This window comes from Pseudonocardia sp. CA-107938 (assembly GCF_050936315.1).
In the GTDB taxonomy this organism is placed as follows: Bacteria; Actinomycetota; Actinomycetes; order Mycobacteriales; family Pseudonocardiaceae; genus Pseudonocardia.
Genome location: NZ_JBNJNA010000001.1, coordinates 4,680,695 through 4,698,281, shown reverse-complemented (window position 1 = coordinate 4,698,281; position 17,587 = coordinate 4,680,695). Strand labels below are relative to the sequence as shown.

General features: G+C 71.7%; 14 protein-coding genes. 1 reads left to right on the top strand and 13 read right to left on the bottom strand.

The genetic code is table 11. The annotated features are described in order from the left end of the window. Window positions 1-340: 340 nt before the first annotated feature. From ACQEVB_RS23325 to ACQEVB_RS23285, 9 genes are all read right to left on the bottom strand, one after another. Window positions 341-1,924 carry a GMC family oxidoreductase gene (locus ACQEVB_RS23325; RefSeq protein WP_432974828.1) on the bottom strand — a complete coding sequence of 528 codons (1,584 nt, stop codon included), beginning with the start codon at window positions 1,922-1,924 and terminating at the stop codon, window positions 341-343. Between the two features lie 67 nt (window positions 1,925-1,991). Continuing rightward, a complete protein-coding gene (locus ACQEVB_RS23320) occupies window positions 1,992-2,684 on the bottom strand; it encodes a bifunctional 4-hydroxy-2-oxoglutarate aldolase/2-dehydro-3-deoxy-phosphogluconate aldolase (protein ID WP_432974826.1) in 693 nt (230 codons plus the stop codon). Continuing rightward, window positions 2,681-3,868, bottom strand: a complete 1,188-nt coding sequence (locus ACQEVB_RS23315) for a glycoside hydrolase family 88 protein (protein ID WP_432974824.1) — start codon at window positions 3,866-3,868, stop codon at window positions 2,681-2,683. Before ACQEVB_RS23315 ends, ACQEVB_RS23320 begins: the two co-directional genes overlap by 4 nt. Then, entirely contained in the window at window positions 3,865-4,722 is an 858-nt protein-coding gene (locus ACQEVB_RS23310; protein ID WP_432974822.1) for an enoyl-CoA hydratase/isomerase family protein, read from the bottom strand. Before ACQEVB_RS23310 ends, ACQEVB_RS23315 begins: the two co-directional genes overlap by 4 nt. Window positions 4,723-4,724: 2 nt before the next feature. Next, entirely contained in the window at window positions 4,725-6,290 is a 1,566-nt protein-coding gene (locus ACQEVB_RS23305) for an acyl CoA:acetate/3-ketoacid CoA transferase (protein WP_432974820.1), read from the bottom strand. 54 nt (window positions 6,291-6,344) lie between these two features. Then, on the bottom strand, window positions 6,345-7,871 hold the full coding sequence (locus ACQEVB_RS23300) for an aldehyde dehydrogenase family protein (RefSeq protein WP_432974818.1): 1,527 nt from the start codon (window positions 7,869-7,871) through the stop codon (window positions 6,345-6,347). Between the two features lie 34 nt (window positions 7,872-7,905). Further along, window positions 7,906-9,153, bottom strand: coding sequence for a sugar ABC transporter permease (locus ACQEVB_RS23295; RefSeq protein WP_432974816.1), 1,248 nt, complete (start codon window positions 9,151-9,153; stop codon window positions 7,906-7,908). Further along, a complete protein-coding gene (locus tag ACQEVB_RS23290) occupies window positions 9,150-9,986 on the bottom strand; it encodes an ATP-binding cassette domain-containing protein (RefSeq protein WP_432974814.1) in 837 nt (278 codons plus the stop codon). Before ACQEVB_RS23290 ends, ACQEVB_RS23295 begins: the two co-directional genes overlap by 4 nt. A 32-nt stretch (window positions 9,987-10,018) precedes the next feature. Continuing rightward, on the bottom strand, window positions 10,019-11,104 hold the full coding sequence (locus ACQEVB_RS23285; RefSeq protein ID WP_432974812.1) for a substrate-binding domain-containing protein: 1,086 nt from the start codon (window positions 11,102-11,104) through the stop codon (window positions 10,019-10,021). A gap of 190 nt (window positions 11,105-11,294) precedes the next feature. Between ACQEVB_RS23285 and ACQEVB_RS23280 the strand changes: the two genes are divergently transcribed. Further along, a complete protein-coding gene (locus ACQEVB_RS23280) occupies window positions 11,295-12,113 on the top strand; it encodes an IclR family transcriptional regulator (protein WP_432974810.1) in 819 nt (272 codons plus the stop codon). A 708-nt stretch (window positions 12,114-12,821) separates the two neighbouring features. Here ACQEVB_RS23280 and ACQEVB_RS23275 read toward each other — a convergent pair. The 4 genes from ACQEVB_RS23275 to boxB are packed head-to-tail and all read right to left on the bottom strand — an operon-like array spanning window position 12,822 to window position 17,535. Beyond that, window positions 12,822-14,171: an FAD-dependent oxidoreductase gene (locus tag ACQEVB_RS23275; protein WP_432974808.1), complete on the bottom strand. Its 1,350-nt coding sequence runs from the start codon at window positions 14,169-14,171 to the stop codon at window positions 12,822-12,824. Then, window positions 14,168-15,724: a phenylacetic acid degradation bifunctional protein PaaZ gene (gene paaZ, locus ACQEVB_RS23270; protein WP_432974806.1), complete on the bottom strand. Its 1,557-nt coding sequence runs from the start codon at window positions 15,722-15,724 to the stop codon at window positions 14,168-14,170. Before paaZ ends, ACQEVB_RS23275 begins: the two co-directional genes overlap by 4 nt. Window positions 15,725-15,762: 38 nt before the next feature. Continuing rightward, a complete protein-coding gene (fdxA, locus tag ACQEVB_RS23265; RefSeq protein WP_432974804.1) occupies window positions 15,763-16,104 on the bottom strand; it encodes a ferredoxin in 342 nt (113 codons plus the stop codon). Between the two features lie 18 nt (window positions 16,105-16,122). Next, window positions 16,123-17,535 (bottom strand): benzoyl-CoA 2,3-epoxidase subunit BoxB, encoded by a 1,413-nt coding sequence (boxB, locus tag ACQEVB_RS23260; protein ID WP_432974802.1) that lies wholly within the window; start codon window positions 17,533-17,535, stop codon window positions 16,123-16,125. Between the last annotated feature and the right edge of the window lie 52 nt (window positions 17,536-17,587).

Here is a 17,587-nt window from a genome sequence, read left to right as displayed (position 1 = left end):
GATCGCCGTGCGGCAAGCCACCGGGTTCGTGCGCGTGCCGAACCTTGAGACCGGACGGCGTCGCCGCCCGGCCGCAGCGCCACGACCCTGAAGGCTCTGCCCGAACCGGTTCCGGCCCCGCACGATCGCCCAGGTCCGCGCCGGGTGTCGTTCAGGGACTCGAGTGCTCGTCCCGCGGTGAGCGGTCCGAGTACTGCGACGCCGATCGCGACGGAGCGCCGTGGCGGCGGAGACCACGCCGAACATCACGCCGGGTACGGGCAGGAACGGCATGGCGAAGATGGTCAGGTTCTCCGGGACGGGTTGCCGGGAGCGGTGCCTGCGTCAACTCGGCGGAGGGCTACATGCTGCTCTTGACCAAGTCAGCACCCTTCTCGGCGATCATCATCGTGGGCGCCATCGTGTTGCCGCTGACCAGCTTGGGCATGATCGATGCGTCGATCACACGCAACCCGTCGAGACCGTGAACCCGCAGGTTGGCGTCGACGACGGAGTCGGGGCCATCGCCCATCCGGCAGGTTCCGACCGGGTGGTAGTCGCAGGAGGCGTACTGGCGAACGTAGGCCATGATGTCCTCGTCGGACTTGGCGTGGGCCCCGGGGAGACGCTCCTGCTCGATGTGGCGGGCCATGTCCGGCTGGGCCAGTACCTCTCGGATGGTGCGGATCAGGTGCAGCGCCATCTCCCGGTCCCGACCGGCGGACAGGTAGCGGGGATCGATCGCCGGCGGCACCGCGGGATCCGCGGAACGCAGGCTCACGGTGCCGCGGCTCTCCGGGCGCAGATAGGTCGAGTTGATGGTGAAGCCGTTGCCGGGCAGGCGCGTCTGGCCTCCGCGCACGACGGTCGCCGGCGCGATGTGGATCTGCATGTCCGGGCGGGTCTGACCGGGGCTGGTGAAGAAGCCGCCGCCCTCGACGATGACCGAGGCGGCGGGTCCGGTCCGCCAGAGCAGCCAGCGCAGGCCGGGCCCGAGCAGGCGCGGGAACTCGTCGAGCCCGTCGTAGCTGATGGGTTCGCGGGTCAGGGCGTGGACGTTGGTGTTGAGGTGGTCCATCAGGTTCTTGCCGACCGCGGGCAGAGCATGGACGGGGTCGAGGCCGACGGCCGCGAGCTCGTCGGGTGCGCCGATGCCGGAGAGCATCAGCAGCCGGGGGGTGTTGATGGCGCCGCTGGCCAGCAGGACCTCGCGCTGTGCGCGGATGACCTGGGTACGGCCGCGGCGGTCGGCGACAACGACCCCGATCGCGCGCCCGCGGTCGACCACGATGCGGAGCACCCGGGCGCCGGTGCGCACGGTGAGACCGGGACGCCTGCGCGCCGGACGCAGGAACGACGTCGCCTGGGAGCGGCGGAACCCGGCCCGTGCGGTGACCTGGTAGAGGCCTGCGCCGGCCATGGTCTCGCCGTTGAAGTCGGGGTTGTAGGGCAGGCCCCAGGACTGGGCGGCCCTGACGAAGGAGGTGCTCAGCTCGTGGGGATTGGTCTGATCGGACACGGCTTGGGGGCCGCCCTGGCCGTGGTATCGGTCAACGAGGCGGCTGTTGTCCTCGGACCTGGTGAAGTAGGGCAGGACGTCGTCGTAGGCCCAGCCCTTGTTGCCGAGCTCGGCCCAGTGGTCGTAGTCCTCGCGCTGACCCCGGATGTAGATCATGGCGTTGATGGAGCTGGACCCGCCGAGGGTCTTCCCCTGCGGGTACCAGATCTCCCGGTTGTCCAGCTCGGGCTGGGGGACCGTCTTGAACCGCCAGTTCACGCTCGGCCCGAACAGCATCCCGACACCACCGGGGACATGGATCATGGGGTTCAGGTCGCGGCTGCCCGCTTCGAGGAGCAGGACCTGGATCCCGGGGGTCTCGGTGAGGCGGTGGGCGAGCACGGAACCCGCGGTCCCGCCGCCCACGATGATGTAGTCGAAGCTCATGACGTCCTCTCTGTCGCTCGGGTGGCCGGGGTGCCGAAGCGGCCCGAGGCGTGCGGGACCGGAGCGCTCACGCGCGCGCCTCGGCCACTGCGGCGACGGCGCGGCGCGCCCGCTCGCGCAGGTCGGGGGCAGGGCCGTCATCGACCGCGCGGCCGAGCAGCGGGCTGCCCAGGCCGACGGCCCCGGCACCCGCCCTGATCCACGCCGGGATGTCGTCGATGTCGATCCCGCCGGTCGGCATGATCGTGATCTCGGGGAGCGGAGCGTGCACGTCGAGCAGGTAGCGCGGGGACAGGGCCGCGGCCGGGAACAGCTTCACCGCCGAGGCGCCGCCGCGGTGGGCGGTGAGGATCTCGGTGGGAGTCATGGCGCCGGGATAGACGGCGGTCTCGGCGATGCGGGCGACCGCCAGGACGTCGGCGCAGTAGGCGGGGGACACCAGGAAGGTTGCTCCGGCCTCGAGGCACATCTCCGCCTGGGTGGCGTCGACCACCGTCCCGGCGCCGACCAGTACGTCGCTGCCGTGGTAGTCCTTGGCGATGTGCTCGAGTGCGGAGAGCGCGCCGTGGGCGGTGAGCGTGATCTCGAGGGTCCGGACCCCCGCCTCGACGAGGGCCTCGGTGACGGCGCGGTAGTGCTGTGCGGTCCCGGATCGCAGGACGGCGATCAGCCCGGAGTCCGCGATCGCCGCGGTGGTCTCCTCCGCGGGGAGATGAGCCGTCCCGTCGTGCGCGGCGCGGGCGACGTCGGGGCGGCTCATCGGGGGCTCGGCCCGGGGGTCGGGCCGGCGGCCAGATCGAGCGCCTCGACGAGGTAGTAGTCGCCCCACATCACGCTCTCGTCGATGCCGAGGCCGTTGCGCTCGTGGTACGTCGCGTGGCGCAGCACGCCCTCCCAGCCGGCGCTGTCCGCCGCCAGGTACTCGGTGGAACGCAGCCGCGCGAGGACGTCGAGGGCGTAGCGACGGTAGGCCCACCCGTGCTGCTCGCCGAGGGCGGCGCCCAGGTGCAGCAGGCCGGCCGCGGTGATGGCCGCGGCCGAGGCCTCGCGGCGGGGCGCGCGCCCCGGATCTAGCCAGTCGTTGGGCGGGACGCCGTCGGGGGTGTTCCGCACGTAGTAGTCCGCAGCGCGTCGGGCGGTGTCGAGCAGGTCGGCGTGGCCAGTGTGCGCATAGGCGGTGGTGAACCCGTAGATCGCCCAGGCCTGCCCGCGCGCCCAGGTCGAGTCGGCACGGTGCCCCTGGTGGGTGGCCGCGCGGAGGAACTCCCCGCTGTCGGTGTCGAACCATCCCTCGTGCAGCGTGCTGCCGTCGCCGCGCACCAGGTGGCGGCGGGTGGTGCGGCAGTGGCGCAGGGCGATCTCGGCGAGTTCCGGGTCGTCGGCGTATTTCGCCGCTCGGAAGATGATCCCGACGTTCATCATCACGTCGATGAACGTGCTGCCCGGATCGACCCATGTGCTGAGGTAGCCGCCGACCTCCTGCAGCCGCGCGGCCATGGTGCGGCCGCCCTCGACGAGGACCTCGCGGGCGTGGGCGTCGCCGGTCCAGTCGAACCAGCGTCCCCAGCTGGGTTCAAGGACGAACCCGATGTCGTGTGTCCCTGGGTCGGACTTGCGGGGCTCCACCTGGCGGCAGTACCGCTCGGCCTGCTCGCGCCACCAGGGATCGCCGGTGCGGCGGGCGAACACCCACATCATGCCGGTGAGGAAACCACCGGACCAGTTCGGCGCCCAGGGATCGTCGTCGAAGACCCACTTCCCGCCGGAGGTGTAGGTCGGGAGCTTTCCGGGCGAGTCTGTGACCAATCTCCGGACCTGGCCGGCGGCGAAGTCCAGCGACTCCTCGACGGTGAGGGTGCGGTGACCGGGCCCCGAGGTGGCACCGCGTGCGGCGCGTGCCGGGTCGTGGGCTGCGGCGTCCTGCAGCCCGATGGCGTCGGTCATCGGGGGGTCTCCTCCTCGTCGGTGCTGGCGGCAGCCGGGGCCGGTCGGCGTCGGTTCAGGAAGGCCTGCACCGCTGCCCGCTGCTCGGCGGTCCCGCAGCAGGCGGCGACGGCGTCGGCCTCGACCACGAGGCCGGTCTCGATGCCGTGGGTGAGCCCCGCGTGGATGGCCTCCTTGGCGCCGCGGATCGCGGTGGCGCTGTTGCCGGCGAGACGCGCGGCGAGCTCGAGGGCGGCGGTGACGGGATCGGCCACCACGCGGTTGACGAGCCCGATGGCCGCGGCCCGCTCGGCGTCGACCGGGTCGCCGAGCAGGATCATCTCGGTGGCCAATCCGCTGCCCACGAGGCGGGGAAGACGCTGGGTGCCGCCCCATCCGGGCAGGTTGGCCAGCGTGATCTCCGGCTGCCCGAGCCGGGAGCCGGGTGATGCCAACCGGATGTCGGCGGCCATGGCGAGCTCGAGACCCCCACCGAGAGCCACCCCGTCGATGGCGGCGACGACCGGGACCGGGAGCGCCTCGATGCGGTCGAAGACCGCTTGCCCGTGGCGCATCTGGGTCCGGGCGTCCAGGCCGCCGATGCCGTCGAGTTCGGTGATGTCGGCGCCCGCGCTGAAGGCACGCCCGCCGGCGCCGGTGAGGACCACCGCCCGGATGCGTCGGTCGCCCCCGGTCGCGTGGTCCGCGGCCACGTCGGCGGCGAACCGGTCGAGCGCGTCGATGAGCGGGCGGCTCAGCGCGTTGCCCTTGGTGGGCCGGTTGAGGGTGGCCAGCAGGACCGCGCCGTGGTGTTCCCGGAGCAGGACCGCCGGTGCGGGTTCGCCGGCCGACGGCGGGGGTGCTGCGTCGGTCATGGTCAGCGCGCCTTCGTGTCATCGGTCGGCAGCTCGAGAGACATCGCCGCCGCCCGGTAGAGGCGGTCGTCCATCTCGCCGAGATCGGGGCTGATGAGGGGTTTGAACTCCATGTGCGCCAGCACGTCGGCGTCGAGGTCGAGACCGGGGGCGATCTCGGTGAGCTCGATGCCGTCCGGGGTGAGGCGGAAGACGGCCCGCTCGGTGACGTAGACGACGGGCCGGCCGGTCTCCAACGCGCGGGCGGCGGAGAAGCTGACCTGCTCGACGTGGGTCACCAGCTTCGCCGCGCCGTGTTCGGGCACCTGCAGGGGCAGCTCGCCGCCGACGGTGACGGGCGCCCCGGCGACGAAGGTCCCGACGAACACCAGGCGCTTGGCCCCCTGCGAGATGTTGATGAAGCCACCGACACCGGCGATGCGGCCGCCGAACTGCGAGACGTTCACGTTCCCTGACGGGTCGATCTGGGCGAAGCTGAGTACCGCGATATCCAGGCCGCCGCCGTCGTACCAGTCGAACTGGTGGCCCGCGTCGAGCGAGGCCATCGGGTTCACGCACATGCCGAAGTCCGAGCCCCCGGCCGGGATGCCCCCGACGTGGCCCTGTTCGACGGTGAACGTGACCTGCTCCTGCAGGCCCTCCTCCGCCAGGACGGCCGCGACCCCGTCGGGCACGCCGAAGCCGAGGTTGATCACGTCGCCCCGGTGCAGCTCCAGGGCCGCCCGGCGGGCGATCACCTTCCGCACCGACAGCGCGAGCGGGGTGTGCGACACCGACGGCGCCCGGAGCTCGCCGGTGAGGAAGGGATCGTCGCGGGTGGCGAAGGACAGCCGCTGATCGGGGGCGACGACGAGGGTGTCGACGACGACGCCGGGGACCCGGACCCGTCGCGGGTCGAGCGTGCCCGCCGCGACAAGCTCGCGGACCTGGGCGATGACGATCCCGCCGCTGGCGCGCGCCGCCTGTGCCGCGGAGAGCGTCTCGGCCAGCAGTCCCTCCCCGTCCATGGTGATGTTGCCGTCGGTGTCGGCGCGGGTCCCGCGGATGATCGCGACGTCGATGGGGAAGGCCTTGGTGAACAGCCACTCCCGCCCGGCCAGCTCGATCACGTCGACCAGGTCGTCGGTGGCGGCGGAGTTCAGCTTGCCGCCGCCGTGCCGCGGATCCACGAACGTGCCGAGGCCGACCTGGCTGACCGTGCCCGGCCGACCCCCGGCGATCTCCCGCATCAGGTGCGACAGGGTGCCCTGGGGCAGGCAGTAGGCCTCGATCTCGCCGGACACGGCCAGCGCCTGCATCCCCGGGGTCCAACCCCAGTGCCCGCCGATGACGCGGCGCACCATCCCGGGGTGGGAGAAGCGGTCGATCCCGCCGCCGTGACCGTCGCCCATGCCGGAGATGTGGACGAGCGTGAGTCCGGCGGGTGCGGCCTGCTCGAGGAACCGCGCCTCCAACGCGGCGAGCACCGCGCCGGGCTCGTTGACGCCGCCGCCCGAACCGTCGACCAGCACGGTGGCGCCGTCGGGCACCCGGGCTGCCGCCTGGGCCGGGTCGCAGATGGTGACCATGAGACGTCCTCGGTTTCCTCTACTCGGTCGTGCGGTCTGCGCTGTCAGCCAGGGTCAGGACGCGGGCGGCGTCCCGATGGTGAATCGTCCCGGGCGGGTCCCGGTCCGGATGCTGACAGACTTGAGCTCGGTGAACTCCTCGAAGCCGGCCTGCCCCATCTCCCGGCCGATGCCGCTGGTCTTGTAGCCGCCGAACGGCATCGTCGGCGGCCCGTCGATCACCGTGTTGACGTAGACCGACCCGCTGCGCAGCCCCCGGGCGAACGGGAGAGCCGTGTCGATGTCGCGGCTCCAGACGCTGTTGGACAGTCCGTAGTCGACGCCGTTGGCCAGGGCCAGTGCTTCCTCGGTGGTGCGGAAGCGGGAGGCGGTGAGCACCGGGCCGAAGATCTCGTCGCTGAACGCCGCCATCTGCGGAGTCACGCCGTCGAGGACGGTCGGGACCAGGAACGAGCCTCCGGCCAGCTGTGGGGAGCTGGCGCGGCTGCCCCCGACCAGCACGGTGGCACCCGCCTCCTCGGCCCGGTCGATCGCGCCCACGACCGCACGGAGGTGGGCCTCGTGGATGAGCGCGCCGACATCGGTGGTCTCGTCCAGCGGCTGACCCACGCGCAGCGCTGCGGTCCGCTCGCGCACCGCAGCGAGGAACTCCTCGGCGATGTCGGTGTGCACCAGCAGGCGGGACTGCGCGACGCAGCACTCGCCGTTGTTGAAGAAGCCGCCGAACACCACGCCGGCCGCGGCGGCGTCGAGGTCCGCGTCGGGGAAGACCACGGTCGCGGCCTTGCCGCCGAGCTCGAGCGAGAGCTTCTTGAGGTTGCCCGCCGAGGCCGCGATGATGCGCCGCCCCGTCGCGGTCGACCCGGTGAACGACAGCACGTCCACGTCGGGGTGCTCGGCGAGCGCCGCCCCTGCGCGGCCGTCCCCGGTCACGACGTTGAGCACCCCGTCCGGCAGCCCTGCCTCGGCGTACAGCCGGGCGATCGCCGCCGCGCTGCTGCTGGTCAGCTCGGACGGCTTGACCACGACCGTGCAGCCGGCGGCCAGCGCGAGCGGCAGCTTCTGCGAGAGGATCAGTGCCGGGAAGTTCCACGGCGTGATCAACCCGACGACGCCCGCGGCCTCGCGCAGCACCAGCCCCGTGTGCTCCGGCCCGTTGTTGGTGTGGGTCGTCCCCTGCATCTGGATCGCGAGCCCGGCAGCGTAGCGGGTCAGCTGGGCCGCCCCGGCGACGTCGGCGCGGGCCACCAGGATGGGCTTGCCCACCTCCTCGGCGTCGAGCCGGGCCAGCGTCTCGGCGTGGGTGCTGATGAGGTCCGCCACCCGGTGCAGCACCGCAGCGCGCTCGAAACCCGAGACCTGTGACCAGCGGTCGTCCTCGAACGCCCGTCTCGCGGCAGCCACAGCCCGGTCCACGGTGTCGGCGGTCCCGGCGGCGACCTGCGAGACGAGCAAGCCGGTGGCGGGGGCCCGCCGCTCGATGATCTCTCCGGAGCTCCGCACCCAGTCGCCGTCGATGAAGTGGTCGTGGTGCCGGGGTCGGGTTCCTCCGGTCACGGGAGCGGTGTCGAGCTGGGTCATCGGTGTCACCTCGGCCTTTCTCGAAGGAGGGGAGTCACGCGCGACCGTGTGCGGCGCGGGTCCTGCGCGAGACCGCATCGACGATCACGGCCAGCAGCAGGACCCCACCGGTGATCATGTAGCGGACCGAGGAGTCGAGGTTGAGCAGCGTCAGCCCGCTGGCGATGGACTGGATGACGACGATGCCGAGCAGGGCCGACCACGCCGAACCACGGCCACCGAACAGGCTGGTACCGCCGATGACCGCGGCCGCGATCGCGTTGAGGTTGGTGTCACCGACGCCGCTGCTGATGCTGGCGGTGGCCAGCCGCCCGGCGGAGAGGAGCCCGCCCAGAGCGGCGAACGCCGAGCAGAGCACGAACACCGAGACATACACACCGGTGACGTTGATGCCGGCGCGGCGGGCGGCCTCGACGGAGCCACCCACGGCGAAGACCGAACGGCCCCACGCGGTCCGCTTGAGCAGGAACGCCATCCCGGCAGTCATCGCCACGAACAGCACGAACGGCGCGCTGATGCCCCGGTCCTGGTTGAGGTAGTAGGTCACGGCCTCGAGCACGACCAGCAGCAGGCCGGCCCGGGCCACGGTCAGCGCCAGTGAGCCGGTGGAGAGTCCCTCGGCCCTGCGACGCCGGTCCCGCAGGAGTGCGCTGAGCAGGTAAGCGCCCGCCACTGCGGCCACCAGCACGTAGGACAGCGGCCGCGTCACGAAGGAGGTCTGCATGAACACGACGATCGCCGTGTCGAAGGGGATGTTGATGGATCCGTTGGCGCCGAGGATCAGCAGCTGCAGCCCGAGCAGCCCGAGCAGGCCGGCGAGGGTGATCACGAAGGATGGGACGCGGAAGGCGACGAACAGCCCGCCGTAGAGCGTCCCCACGGCGACGCCGGCCAGCAACGCGGTGGCGAGGGCGATCCACAAGGGCCAGCCGTGCAGGGCCAGCCCCACGCCCAGCAGCGCCGAGGCGACGCCGCTCATCGAACCGACGGAGAGGTCGATCTGTCCGACCAGTAGCACCAGCACGATGCCCAGCGCGATCGTGCCGACCGCCGCGCATTGGGTCGCGAGGTCGACGAGGTTGGCGCTGGAGAGGAAGTAGGGGTTGAGGATCTGGAAGACCACGAAGATCAGCACGAGGCCGAGCACGATCGGCAGCGCGCTGACCTCGCCGTCGCGGACCGCCTGCCATCCGGCGCGCATCCGGGCACCGGTGGTGGTCGCGCGTGCGAGACGCTCGTCCTGCAGGTCCAGCGGGACCTCACGGTCCGTCGTCTGGGTCACGGGGTCGCCTCCTCGGCCTGTGGCCGGTCCGCCATCGCGGTCGCCCGCCGAGTCACGGCGCTGTCGGTCGCGCCGGTGATCGCCGCCACGATCTCTTCGTGGGTGGTGGACGCGACGTCGAAGGTGCCGTTGTTGCGGCCCAAGCGGAGCACCACGGCCCGGTCGGCCACCTCGCGCACGTCCGCCATGTTGTGGGTGATCAGAAGGACCCCGTGTCCGCGCTCACGCAACCGCTCGATCAGGTTGAGCACCTCCGCGGTCTGCGCGACGCCCAGGGCCGCAGTGGGCTCGTCGAGGATGACGATCGAGGGATGGCCGACCAGCGAGCGCGCGATCGCGACGGTCTGGCGCTGTCCGCCGGACAGGGCGGCCACCGGGATCCGCACCGACGGGATCTTCGCCGACAGCTGGCGCAGCAGCGTCCAGGCCTGCCGCTCCATGGCTTCCTCGCGCAGCGTGAGCCGCTTGTCCTCGCAACCGAGGAAGAGGTTGGCGACGACGTCGAGGTTGTCGCACAGCGCGAGGTCCTGGTAGACCGTCGCGATCCCCAGCGCCTTCGACGCCGTCGGACCGGAGATCTCGACCTGGCGCCCCTGGAAGGTGATCGTGCCCGCATCCGCTGGGTGCACCCCGGCGAGCACCTTGACCAGGGTGGACTTGCCGGCGCCGTTGTCACCGAGCAGCGCGACGACCTCGCCGGCAGCGATGTCGAGGTCGATGCCGGTGAGCGCCTGGACGGCACCGAAGCTCTTGTCGATCCCCCGCAGGGAGAGCAGGGCGCCGGCCGTGTCGTCAGCACGCGAGCTGGGCGCGGTCACAGAAGCCGAGGACATGGATGACCTCCGTCGGTGAGGTGGTCGTGGACTCAGCGGATGCCCGCTGCCGCGCAGGCCTGCTGGTACTGCGCCACGCAGATGTCGGCGGCGGTGTAGAAGCCATCGGCCAGGACGGTCGAGGCGATGTTGCTGCGCGTCACCGCGACCGGCGCATTGATCGAGGCGGGCCGGCCCTCGAGCTGCGTGGTGGCGTTCGGCTTCTCGCCGCGCGCGAGCTGCAACGCGACCGTGACCGCGGTGTTCGCCTCCTTCTGGAAGGCGTTGTACGTGGTCATGTACTGGTCGCCGACGAGGATCGACTGCAGACCCGCGACCGAGGCGTCCAGCCCGGTCGAGGGGGGCAGCGGAGTGAGCCCACCGGCTCGTGCCGCGGCGATGGCCGCGCCGGCGTTGCCGTCGTTCGCCGAGTAGAACCCGACGATGCGCTTCCCGAAGCGGGTGATCTGGCCGGCCACCCAGTTCTGGGCAACGTCCGGATCCCATGTGTCGATGGAGGAGAGGATCGGGTAGCCGCTCTGCTCCAGCACGCTCATCGCGCCCCGCTTGATCAGGCCGGCGTTGAAGTCGGTGCTGGCACCGTTCATCATCAGGACCCCGCCGGCGGAGAGCGCCACTCCGTCGGCCTTGAGCTTGTCCACCAGCGACTGCGCCTGCAGCCTGCCGACCTGCTCGTAGTCGTTCGATACGACATAGGCGAGGTCGGGGCTGTCGATCAAGCGGTCGTAGGCCACGACCGGAACCTTCCGCGACGCGGCCGCGGACACGATGCTGGCCGCGGCCTTGCCGTCGACCGGGTCGACCACGAGGACGTTGGCGCCCTGGGTCAGCATCGACTGCGCCTGCTGCTGCTGGGTCGCGGCACTCGAGTTCGCGTTCGAGTAGAGGAACTGGCAGCCCGGGCACTGCTGCTTGAGCGCCGCCTCGAAGTAGGGCCGGTCGCGGCCCTCGTACCGCGCCACGGCGGTCTCGGGGAGGAGCAGGCCGACCTTGAACGAGCCGTCGGCTCCGGCCGCGCCGTTCCCCGGCGCGGGAGCGTTGGCGCTGCACGCGCCGAGCAACGCCACTGCGGCCGCCGCGGCCACGCCGACCGCAACACGCACCTTGATACTGCGCATCTCACTCCGCCTTCGTCTCTGAAGGGCCACACCCCCGGGGATCCGGGCTCGGCCGACTCGAGGTCGAAGGGGAAATTAAGGCGCGCGTTTCGTCTTCGTGAACGGCGTTTGCACACTGCTAACAAGGGTGCAAAACTCGACCGCGGCGTGGGGCTTCCCGCGGCCGCTGTCGCAGAGGACGGAGGGCGCCGTGGCGTCCGAGACCACCGAGCTCGCCGCCCAGGACACCCCGACGAAGCCGGCCAGGCGCGTACGAGCCGTGGACCACGCCCTCGACGTCCTGGATGCGCTCGGTCGCGCCTACGGCGCGGTCGGGGTCACGGAGCTCGCTCGGCAGACCGGACTGAGCAAGGCCGCGGTCCATCATCTGCTCGCCACGCTGGAATCCCGCAACCTCGTGGCGAAAGATTCGGAGACCAGCCGCTACCGCCTGAGCTGGGGCCTCTACGAGCTCGGCGCCAAGGTGGTGCGCGACGTCGATCTCCCGAGGATCGCGCGACCCCATCTGGATCGCCTCGCCGCGCACACCGGGGAGTCCGTCCTCCTGGGGATCCTCGACGAGGACACAGTCCTCTACCTGGACCGCGGCGAAGCCCCGACGGGGCTGCAGATGCGCGCCAACGCCGGCCGACGCGGCCCGCTCCATGCCACGGCCTCTGGGAAGGTCCTCCTCGCCTTCGCCTCCGACGCGACCCTCTTCGAGCGACTCCTCGCGGCGCCGCTCGCGCGGTTCACCGCAACCACCGTCACCGACCCCAGCACCCTGCGCAACGAACTGGCCGGCGTCCGCTCGGAGGGCTACGCCGTCTGCTGGCAGGAACGGGAGGTCGGGCTCTGCTCACTGGCGGTCCCACTCCGGGACTACACCGGTAACGTGGTTGGATCACTCGCAGTGGCTGGTCCGGCGAGCAGACTCACCAAGCGCACGCTCCACGCGCACCTCGTGCCGCTTCAATCGGCGGGGAGGCGGATCGAGGTCCAGCTCGGCGGTGCCAAGCCGTCGTCCTAGCCAGGCGCCGCTCCCCGACCCCCCCCCGGACATCCACCGCGGCGACCCTCAACAGGCCGATGGCAACACCCGGGCCACCATTGACGAGCAACGCGCGGTGATCGAGCCCGGCGTCCGCGGCAGTCCACGCGGTCACGCGGCAACGGGTATCCGAGGGCTGGGCGGCGGTGGCGTTGCGGCTGGTGAAGCGGGCGCCGACGGCCGGACCGTCACCGAGGAGAGCGGACGTGGCGCATTGATGAGACCGAATCACCAGCTGCGTCGTCCCCTGTCGACGGGGACACGCTCGTAACCAGGTTCACCTACACGGTGACCCGGGTCATAGGCCGCCCCGCGAGTGGGCTTGCTCCGCGTCGAGCACGCCGGATTGCCGCCGCCGGTGTTCGCACTGCGCCAGGCCCGACGACTTCGGACGCGAGGGACGAGCGGCCCGCAGGCCGTCCACCCGCGCCCGTGCAACACTCACGCCGTCGAGATCGCGGCGCTCGGGGCGATAGAGGACCCTGAATCGCGCCCCTCGGTATCCCGACGGCGGCTCCCCGCGACGCCACCGCGGGGCACCATAGGGCCCCGCAGCGGTAAGGGGGCTCTGGGTACGACGCGGCCAGTGCACGTCGACGCCGGTCCGGGGCGCCGTCGCCCCGGGCGCCGTGGCCGACGCCGCCGGCGAGTCTCCGGCACCGCATCCGGTAGGACTGCCTGTGCTGCCTACGCACCGATCCGGGACCGGGTGACCACACTGTGCTGCAGCATGGAGGCCAGGTCGTGGACCTTCACCCGGCCCCGGCCGACCGGGCCGCCGAGCCCGGCCTCGTGGTCGTCGAGACGCAACCAGCCCGCCCAGTCGACGATCTGTGCTCCGCGCTCGTTCAGCAGCTCGATCAGGTCGCCGCGAACCTGGCGGGTGGAAAGGGTCGCCAGGTCCTTCACCACGGCGGCGGCGGTCTCCGCGCCGTCGGGTTTGTTGGTGCCGATCACCCCGCTGGGGCCACGCTTCAGCCAGCCAGCGACGTAGACGCCCGGAACGGCCGCGCCGTCGCGCACCACGCGGCCCTGCACGCTCGTGACGACGCCGCGCTCGTCGTGCGGCAGCTCGGCCGGCGGGACACCGCGGAATCCGACCGCGGTGATCACCGCACCGACCGGGATCTGCTCGGTGCGTCCGGTGCCGCTGATGCCGCCGTCGGCCGAGCGCTCGTTGTGCTCGACGACGATCCCCTCGACCCGCCCGTCCCCCACGATCTGCCGGGGAGACACCAGGAAACGCAGATGGATCCGCCGCGAACGCCCCGCCGGCGGGGTGGCGGCGAAGGTGCGGAAGGCCTCCAGGTTGAGCCGCACCCGGCGGTCCTCGGAGGTCGCCGGGTCGTCGACCCCCGCTCCCCCGTCGTGCAGGATCACGTCGGCGTCGGCGAGCTCGCCGAGCTGGAACAGCTCCGCCGGGGTGAACCGCGCGTCGGCGGGCGTCCGGCGGATCAGCACGTGCACGTCCGTGACCCGGCTGCGGTCCAGCGCGTCGAGGACCCGGTGCGGCACGTCGGTGTCCCGCATCTCCGCGCCGGTCCGGCACAGCACCCTGGCCACGTCCAGCGCCACGTTGCCGGCCCCGATCACGGCGACCGCGCGGGCGTCGAGCACCAGCGCGTGCTCCTCCGCGTCGGGGTGCCCGTTGTACCAGCGGACGAAGTGCGAGGAACCCAGGCAGCCGTCCAGGTCCTCGCCCGGGATGCCCACGCGCGCATCGTTCTCCGTGCCCGACGCGTACACCACCGCGTGGTAGTGCTCGAGCAGCTCGTCGTGGGTGACGTCCCGGCCGACCTCGACGTTGCCGAGGAAGCGAACGCCCTTCGCGAAGGGCTTGGCGAGCACGCGGGCGACGGCCTTGATCTTGGCGTGGTCGGGCGCCACCCCGTAGCGCACGAGGCCGTAGGGGGTCGGCAGCCGGTCGAGCACGTCGATCTCGACCGGCGGACCGGAGGACTGCAGGGCCGCAACCGTGTAGAGCCCTGCCGGACCCGAACCGACCACGGCGACGCGGGGCACGTCCGGGCCGCTCATCGCGACACAGCGGCCAGGACGGCCGGGGACCCCTGCACGGCGACCACCTGCATGTGGTGCCGCACGGACTCGAGCCCGCCGAGCTCCGCGCCGCCGCCTGCACGGCCAGGTCCGCCGTGCAGCAGCGTCGGCATCGGCGACCCGTGCCCGGTGGACTCGGGCGCCGAGTCGCGGTCCAGCACCAGGACCCGGCCGTGCCATGGCCCCAAACCCCGCACCACCCGGCGCGCGAACTGCGGGTCGGTGGTGATGACGGACGCGGCGAGGCTGCCCCGCCCACGCGCCGCCGTCGCGATCGCACCGTCGACCGAGTCGTACCCGATCACCGTGCTGACCGGCCCGAACGCCTCGACATCGTGCGGTTCCGTACGAGCCGGATCGTCGGCGACCAGCAGGATCGGCGCCAGGAACGCGCCTCGGGTCGGGTCGGCGTCGACCGGGTCGACCTTCTCCGGATCGCCGACGACGATCCGCGCACCGTTCGCGAGGGTGCGCACCGCCGTGCGCACGTCCTCACGCTGGGCCAGGCCCGCCAGCGCACCCATGGTGACGCCCGCGCTCGTCGGGTTGCCGACGACGACCTGGTCCAGCCGGTCCGCCACCGCCTCGACCACCGCGGGCACGTACTCGGACGGGACGAGCGCCCGGCGGATCGCGGTGCACTTCTGTCCCGCCTTTACCGCCATCTCGGTGACGAGCTGAGCGACGTAGAGATCGAACTCCGGCGTCCCCGGTCCCGCGTCCGGGCCGAGCACTGAGCAGTTCAGCGAGTCCGCCTCAACCGTGAACCGCACGGTCTCGCCGAGCACCGTGGAGTTGCCGCGCAGCCGCCGACCCGTGGCGGCGGAGCCGGTGAACGCCACCGAGTCCTGCGGCCCGAGCTGGTCCAGCAAGTCGCCCACGGAGCCGCAGACCAGCTGCAGCGCGCCCTCCGGGAGGATCCCCGACCCGATCACGTCCCGCACCACGAGCTCGGTCAGGAACGCGGTCGGCGTGGCTGGCTTGACGATCGACGGCACGCCGGCCAGCACCGCCGGCGCGAGCTTCTCCAACATCCCCCAGACCGGGAAGTTGTAGGCGTTGATCTGCACGGCCACACCGGGACGGGACACCGCCAGGTGCCGCCCCGCGAACCCGCCGCCACGCCCGAGCGGGTGCGGCTCGTCCACGGTCAGGACCGTGTCGTCCGGGAGCCCGCGGGCACCGATGCCCGCGTACGCGCTGAGCACCCCGATGCCGCCGTCGACGTCGAACTTCGAGTCGTACAGCGTCGCCCCGGTCCGGTGCGACAGCGCGTAGTACGCCGGCCGCCGCTCCTTGAGGTACCCGGCGAGCGCTTTGAGCAGCCCGGCTCGCTGCGGGAACGTCAGCTCGCGCAGCGCGGGACCGCCCAGCCCTGTCGCGTGGTCGCGGACCGCGCCCATGTCGAGCCCGGAGCTGGAGACCACGGCGACCGGGTCGCCCGTCACGGCGTCGGACACCACGATGCCGCTCTCGGTGTCGGGTGCGGTGTACCAGCGGCCGGCCGCATAGGACCTCAGCGGTGTGGTCACGGGTGTTCTCCCTCGTTCCTGTCGGTGCCTGGGTGCGCTTAGTCGGCGCGCCGGAACTTCTTGACGAAGTTCGTGTCGATCCCGATCGGGCCGACGTCGGACGCGCCGCCGGGCTGGCCCAAGGCCTCGCCGCGGCCCGGCAGCACGTCCGCGAAGAAGCGCAGGTTGTCCTCGACGAACTGCTCCTGCCCGGCGGGTACGGCACGGTCCTGCGAGATCGCCTCGACCGGACAGGCCGGTTCGCAGGCCCCGCAGTCGATGCACTCGAACGGGTTGATGTAGAGCTTGCGGCTGCCCTCGTAGATGCAGTCGACCGGGCACCCGTCCATGCAGGACCGGTCCATGATGTCGACGCAGGCGGCAGCGATCACGTACGGCATGGGTCGCTCCCTGGATGTTCAGCTGAGGTGGACGTACTCGTAGTCGAAGGGCCGGCCGTTGATGCCGCTGACGGGCGGGGCCACCCAGCCGGCGATCCGGCCGGGCGCGTAGACGGGCCGCATGAGGCTCTGGACGTGGGTCTTGTCGGCATCGGAGGGCAGCCAGCAGTCCCTCTTCGCCTCCCACGCGTCGGCACCGACCAACTCGCCCGTGGGCGTCACGTGGTGCTCGGCGAACAGCCCGACCGCGCGGTTGAAACCGACGTGCGGCAGTGACAGCGGGGTGTCGATCCCGGCCTTCTCGATCACGCGGTTCCACCGCTTGAGGCCGTTCTCGCAGTCCTTCACGTACTCGTTGCGCAGATCGAGGTTCAGGGCGAGCAGCGCGGACACCTCGTCCGCGGCGACCCGGCCGTCGCGCACGACGGCGATGGAGGTTGCGTCGTCGGTGAGGGTGTGGTCGTCCTTGCGGCGCTCCTCCTGCCAGCGGCCCTTCAGGCCGGCGGTGAAGTAGTTGGCCGCGTTCGTGGACTGCTCGGAGCCGAACAGGTCCAGCGACACCGAGTAGTGGAAGTTCACGTACTTCTGGATGACGTCGAGCGGGATGCCGCCGTGCGGGGCGATGTCCACGGTGTCGTGCTCGCGCATCAGCTCGCAGGTCCGCGTGACCACCCGGTCGATCCCGGTGGTGCCGACGAACATGTGGTGGGCCTCCTCCTTGAGCATGAACTCACACGTCCTGCTCAAGGGATCGAAAGCGGACTCCTTGAGGGTGCCGAGCTGGTACTTCCCGTCGCGGTCGGTGAAGTAGGTGAACATGTAGAACGACAGCCAGTCCGGGGTCTCCTCGTTGAACGCGCCGAGGATGCGGGGGCTGTCGAGGTCGCCGGAGTTGCGCTGCAGCAGCGCCTCGGCCTCCTCGCGCCCGTTGCGGCCGAAGTAGGCGTGCAGCAGGTACACCATGGCCCACAGGTGCCGGCCCTCCTCCACGTTGACCTGGAAGAGGTTGCGCAGGTCGTACAGCGAGGGCGCGGTCTCGCCCAGGCGGCGCTGCTGCTCGACCGACGCGGGCTCGGTGTCGCCCTGGATCACGATCAGCCGCTGCAGGTCGGCGCGGTACTCACCGGGCACCTGCTGCCAGACCGGCTCGCCCTTCTGCTCGCCGAAGGCGATGCGCCGGTCCGGGTTGCGCTCCGCGAGGAACACTCCCCAGCGGTACTCCTCCATGGCCACGTGCCCGAAGTGGGCCCAGCCCTCACGGCCGACGTCCACCGCCGTGCGCAGGTACACGTCCTGCGTCGGCACGGCCGGGCCCATGGTCTTCCACCAGTCGAGGAAGTTGGGCTGCCACGACTCGAGGGCTCGCTGCAGCTTGCGGTCGCCGGCGAGGTCGACGTTGTTCGGGATCTTCTCGGCGTAGTCGATGCTCATGCGGGATCCGTCCTCTCCGCCGCGGACGCGGGCGGGTCGAAGGTCGATCGGG

What these genes read in the sequence shown, in the direction of transcription:
- ACQEVB_RS23325 (WP_432974828.1), bottom strand. Translation starts at nt 1,924, where the DNA reads ATGAGCTTCGACTACATCATCGTGGGCGGCGGGACCGCGGGTTCCGTG.
- ACQEVB_RS23320 (WP_432974826.1), bottom strand. Translation starts at nt 2,684, where the DNA reads ATGAGCCGCCCCGACGTCGCCCGCGCCGCGCACGACGGGACGGCTCAT.
- ACQEVB_RS23315 (WP_432974824.1), bottom strand. Translation starts at nt 3,868, where the DNA reads ATGACCGACGCCATCGGGCTGCAGGACGCCGCAGCCCACGACCCGGCA.
- ACQEVB_RS23310 (WP_432974822.1), bottom strand. Translation starts at nt 4,722, where the DNA reads ATGACCGACGCAGCACCCCCGCCGTCGGCCGGCGAACCCGCACCGGCG.
- ACQEVB_RS23305 (WP_432974820.1), bottom strand. Translation starts at nt 6,290, where the DNA reads ATGGTCACCATCTGCGACCCGGCCCAGGCGGCAGCCCGGGTGCCCGAC.
- ACQEVB_RS23300 (WP_432974818.1), bottom strand. Translation starts at nt 7,871, where the DNA reads ATGACCCAGCTCGACACCGCTCCCGTGACCGGAGGAACCCGACCCCGG.
- ACQEVB_RS23290 (WP_432974814.1), bottom strand. Translation starts at nt 9,986, where the DNA reads ATGTCCTCGGCTTCTGTGACCGCGCCCAGCTCGCGTGCTGACGACACG.
- ACQEVB_RS23285 (WP_432974812.1), bottom strand. Translation starts at nt 11,104, where the DNA reads ATGCGCAGTATCAAGGTGCGTGTTGCGGTCGGCGTGGCCGCGGCGGCC.
- ACQEVB_RS23275 (WP_432974808.1), bottom strand. Translation starts at nt 14,171, where the DNA reads ATGAGCGGCCCGGACGTGCCCCGCGTCGCCGTGGTCGGTTCGGGTCCG.
- fdxA (WP_432974804.1), bottom strand. Translation starts at nt 16,104, where the DNA reads ATGCCGTACGTGATCGCTGCCGCCTGCGTCGACATCATGGACCGGTCC.
- boxB (WP_432974802.1), bottom strand. Translation starts at nt 17,535, where the DNA reads ATGAGCATCGACTACGCCGAGAAGATCCCGAACAACGTCGACCTCGCC.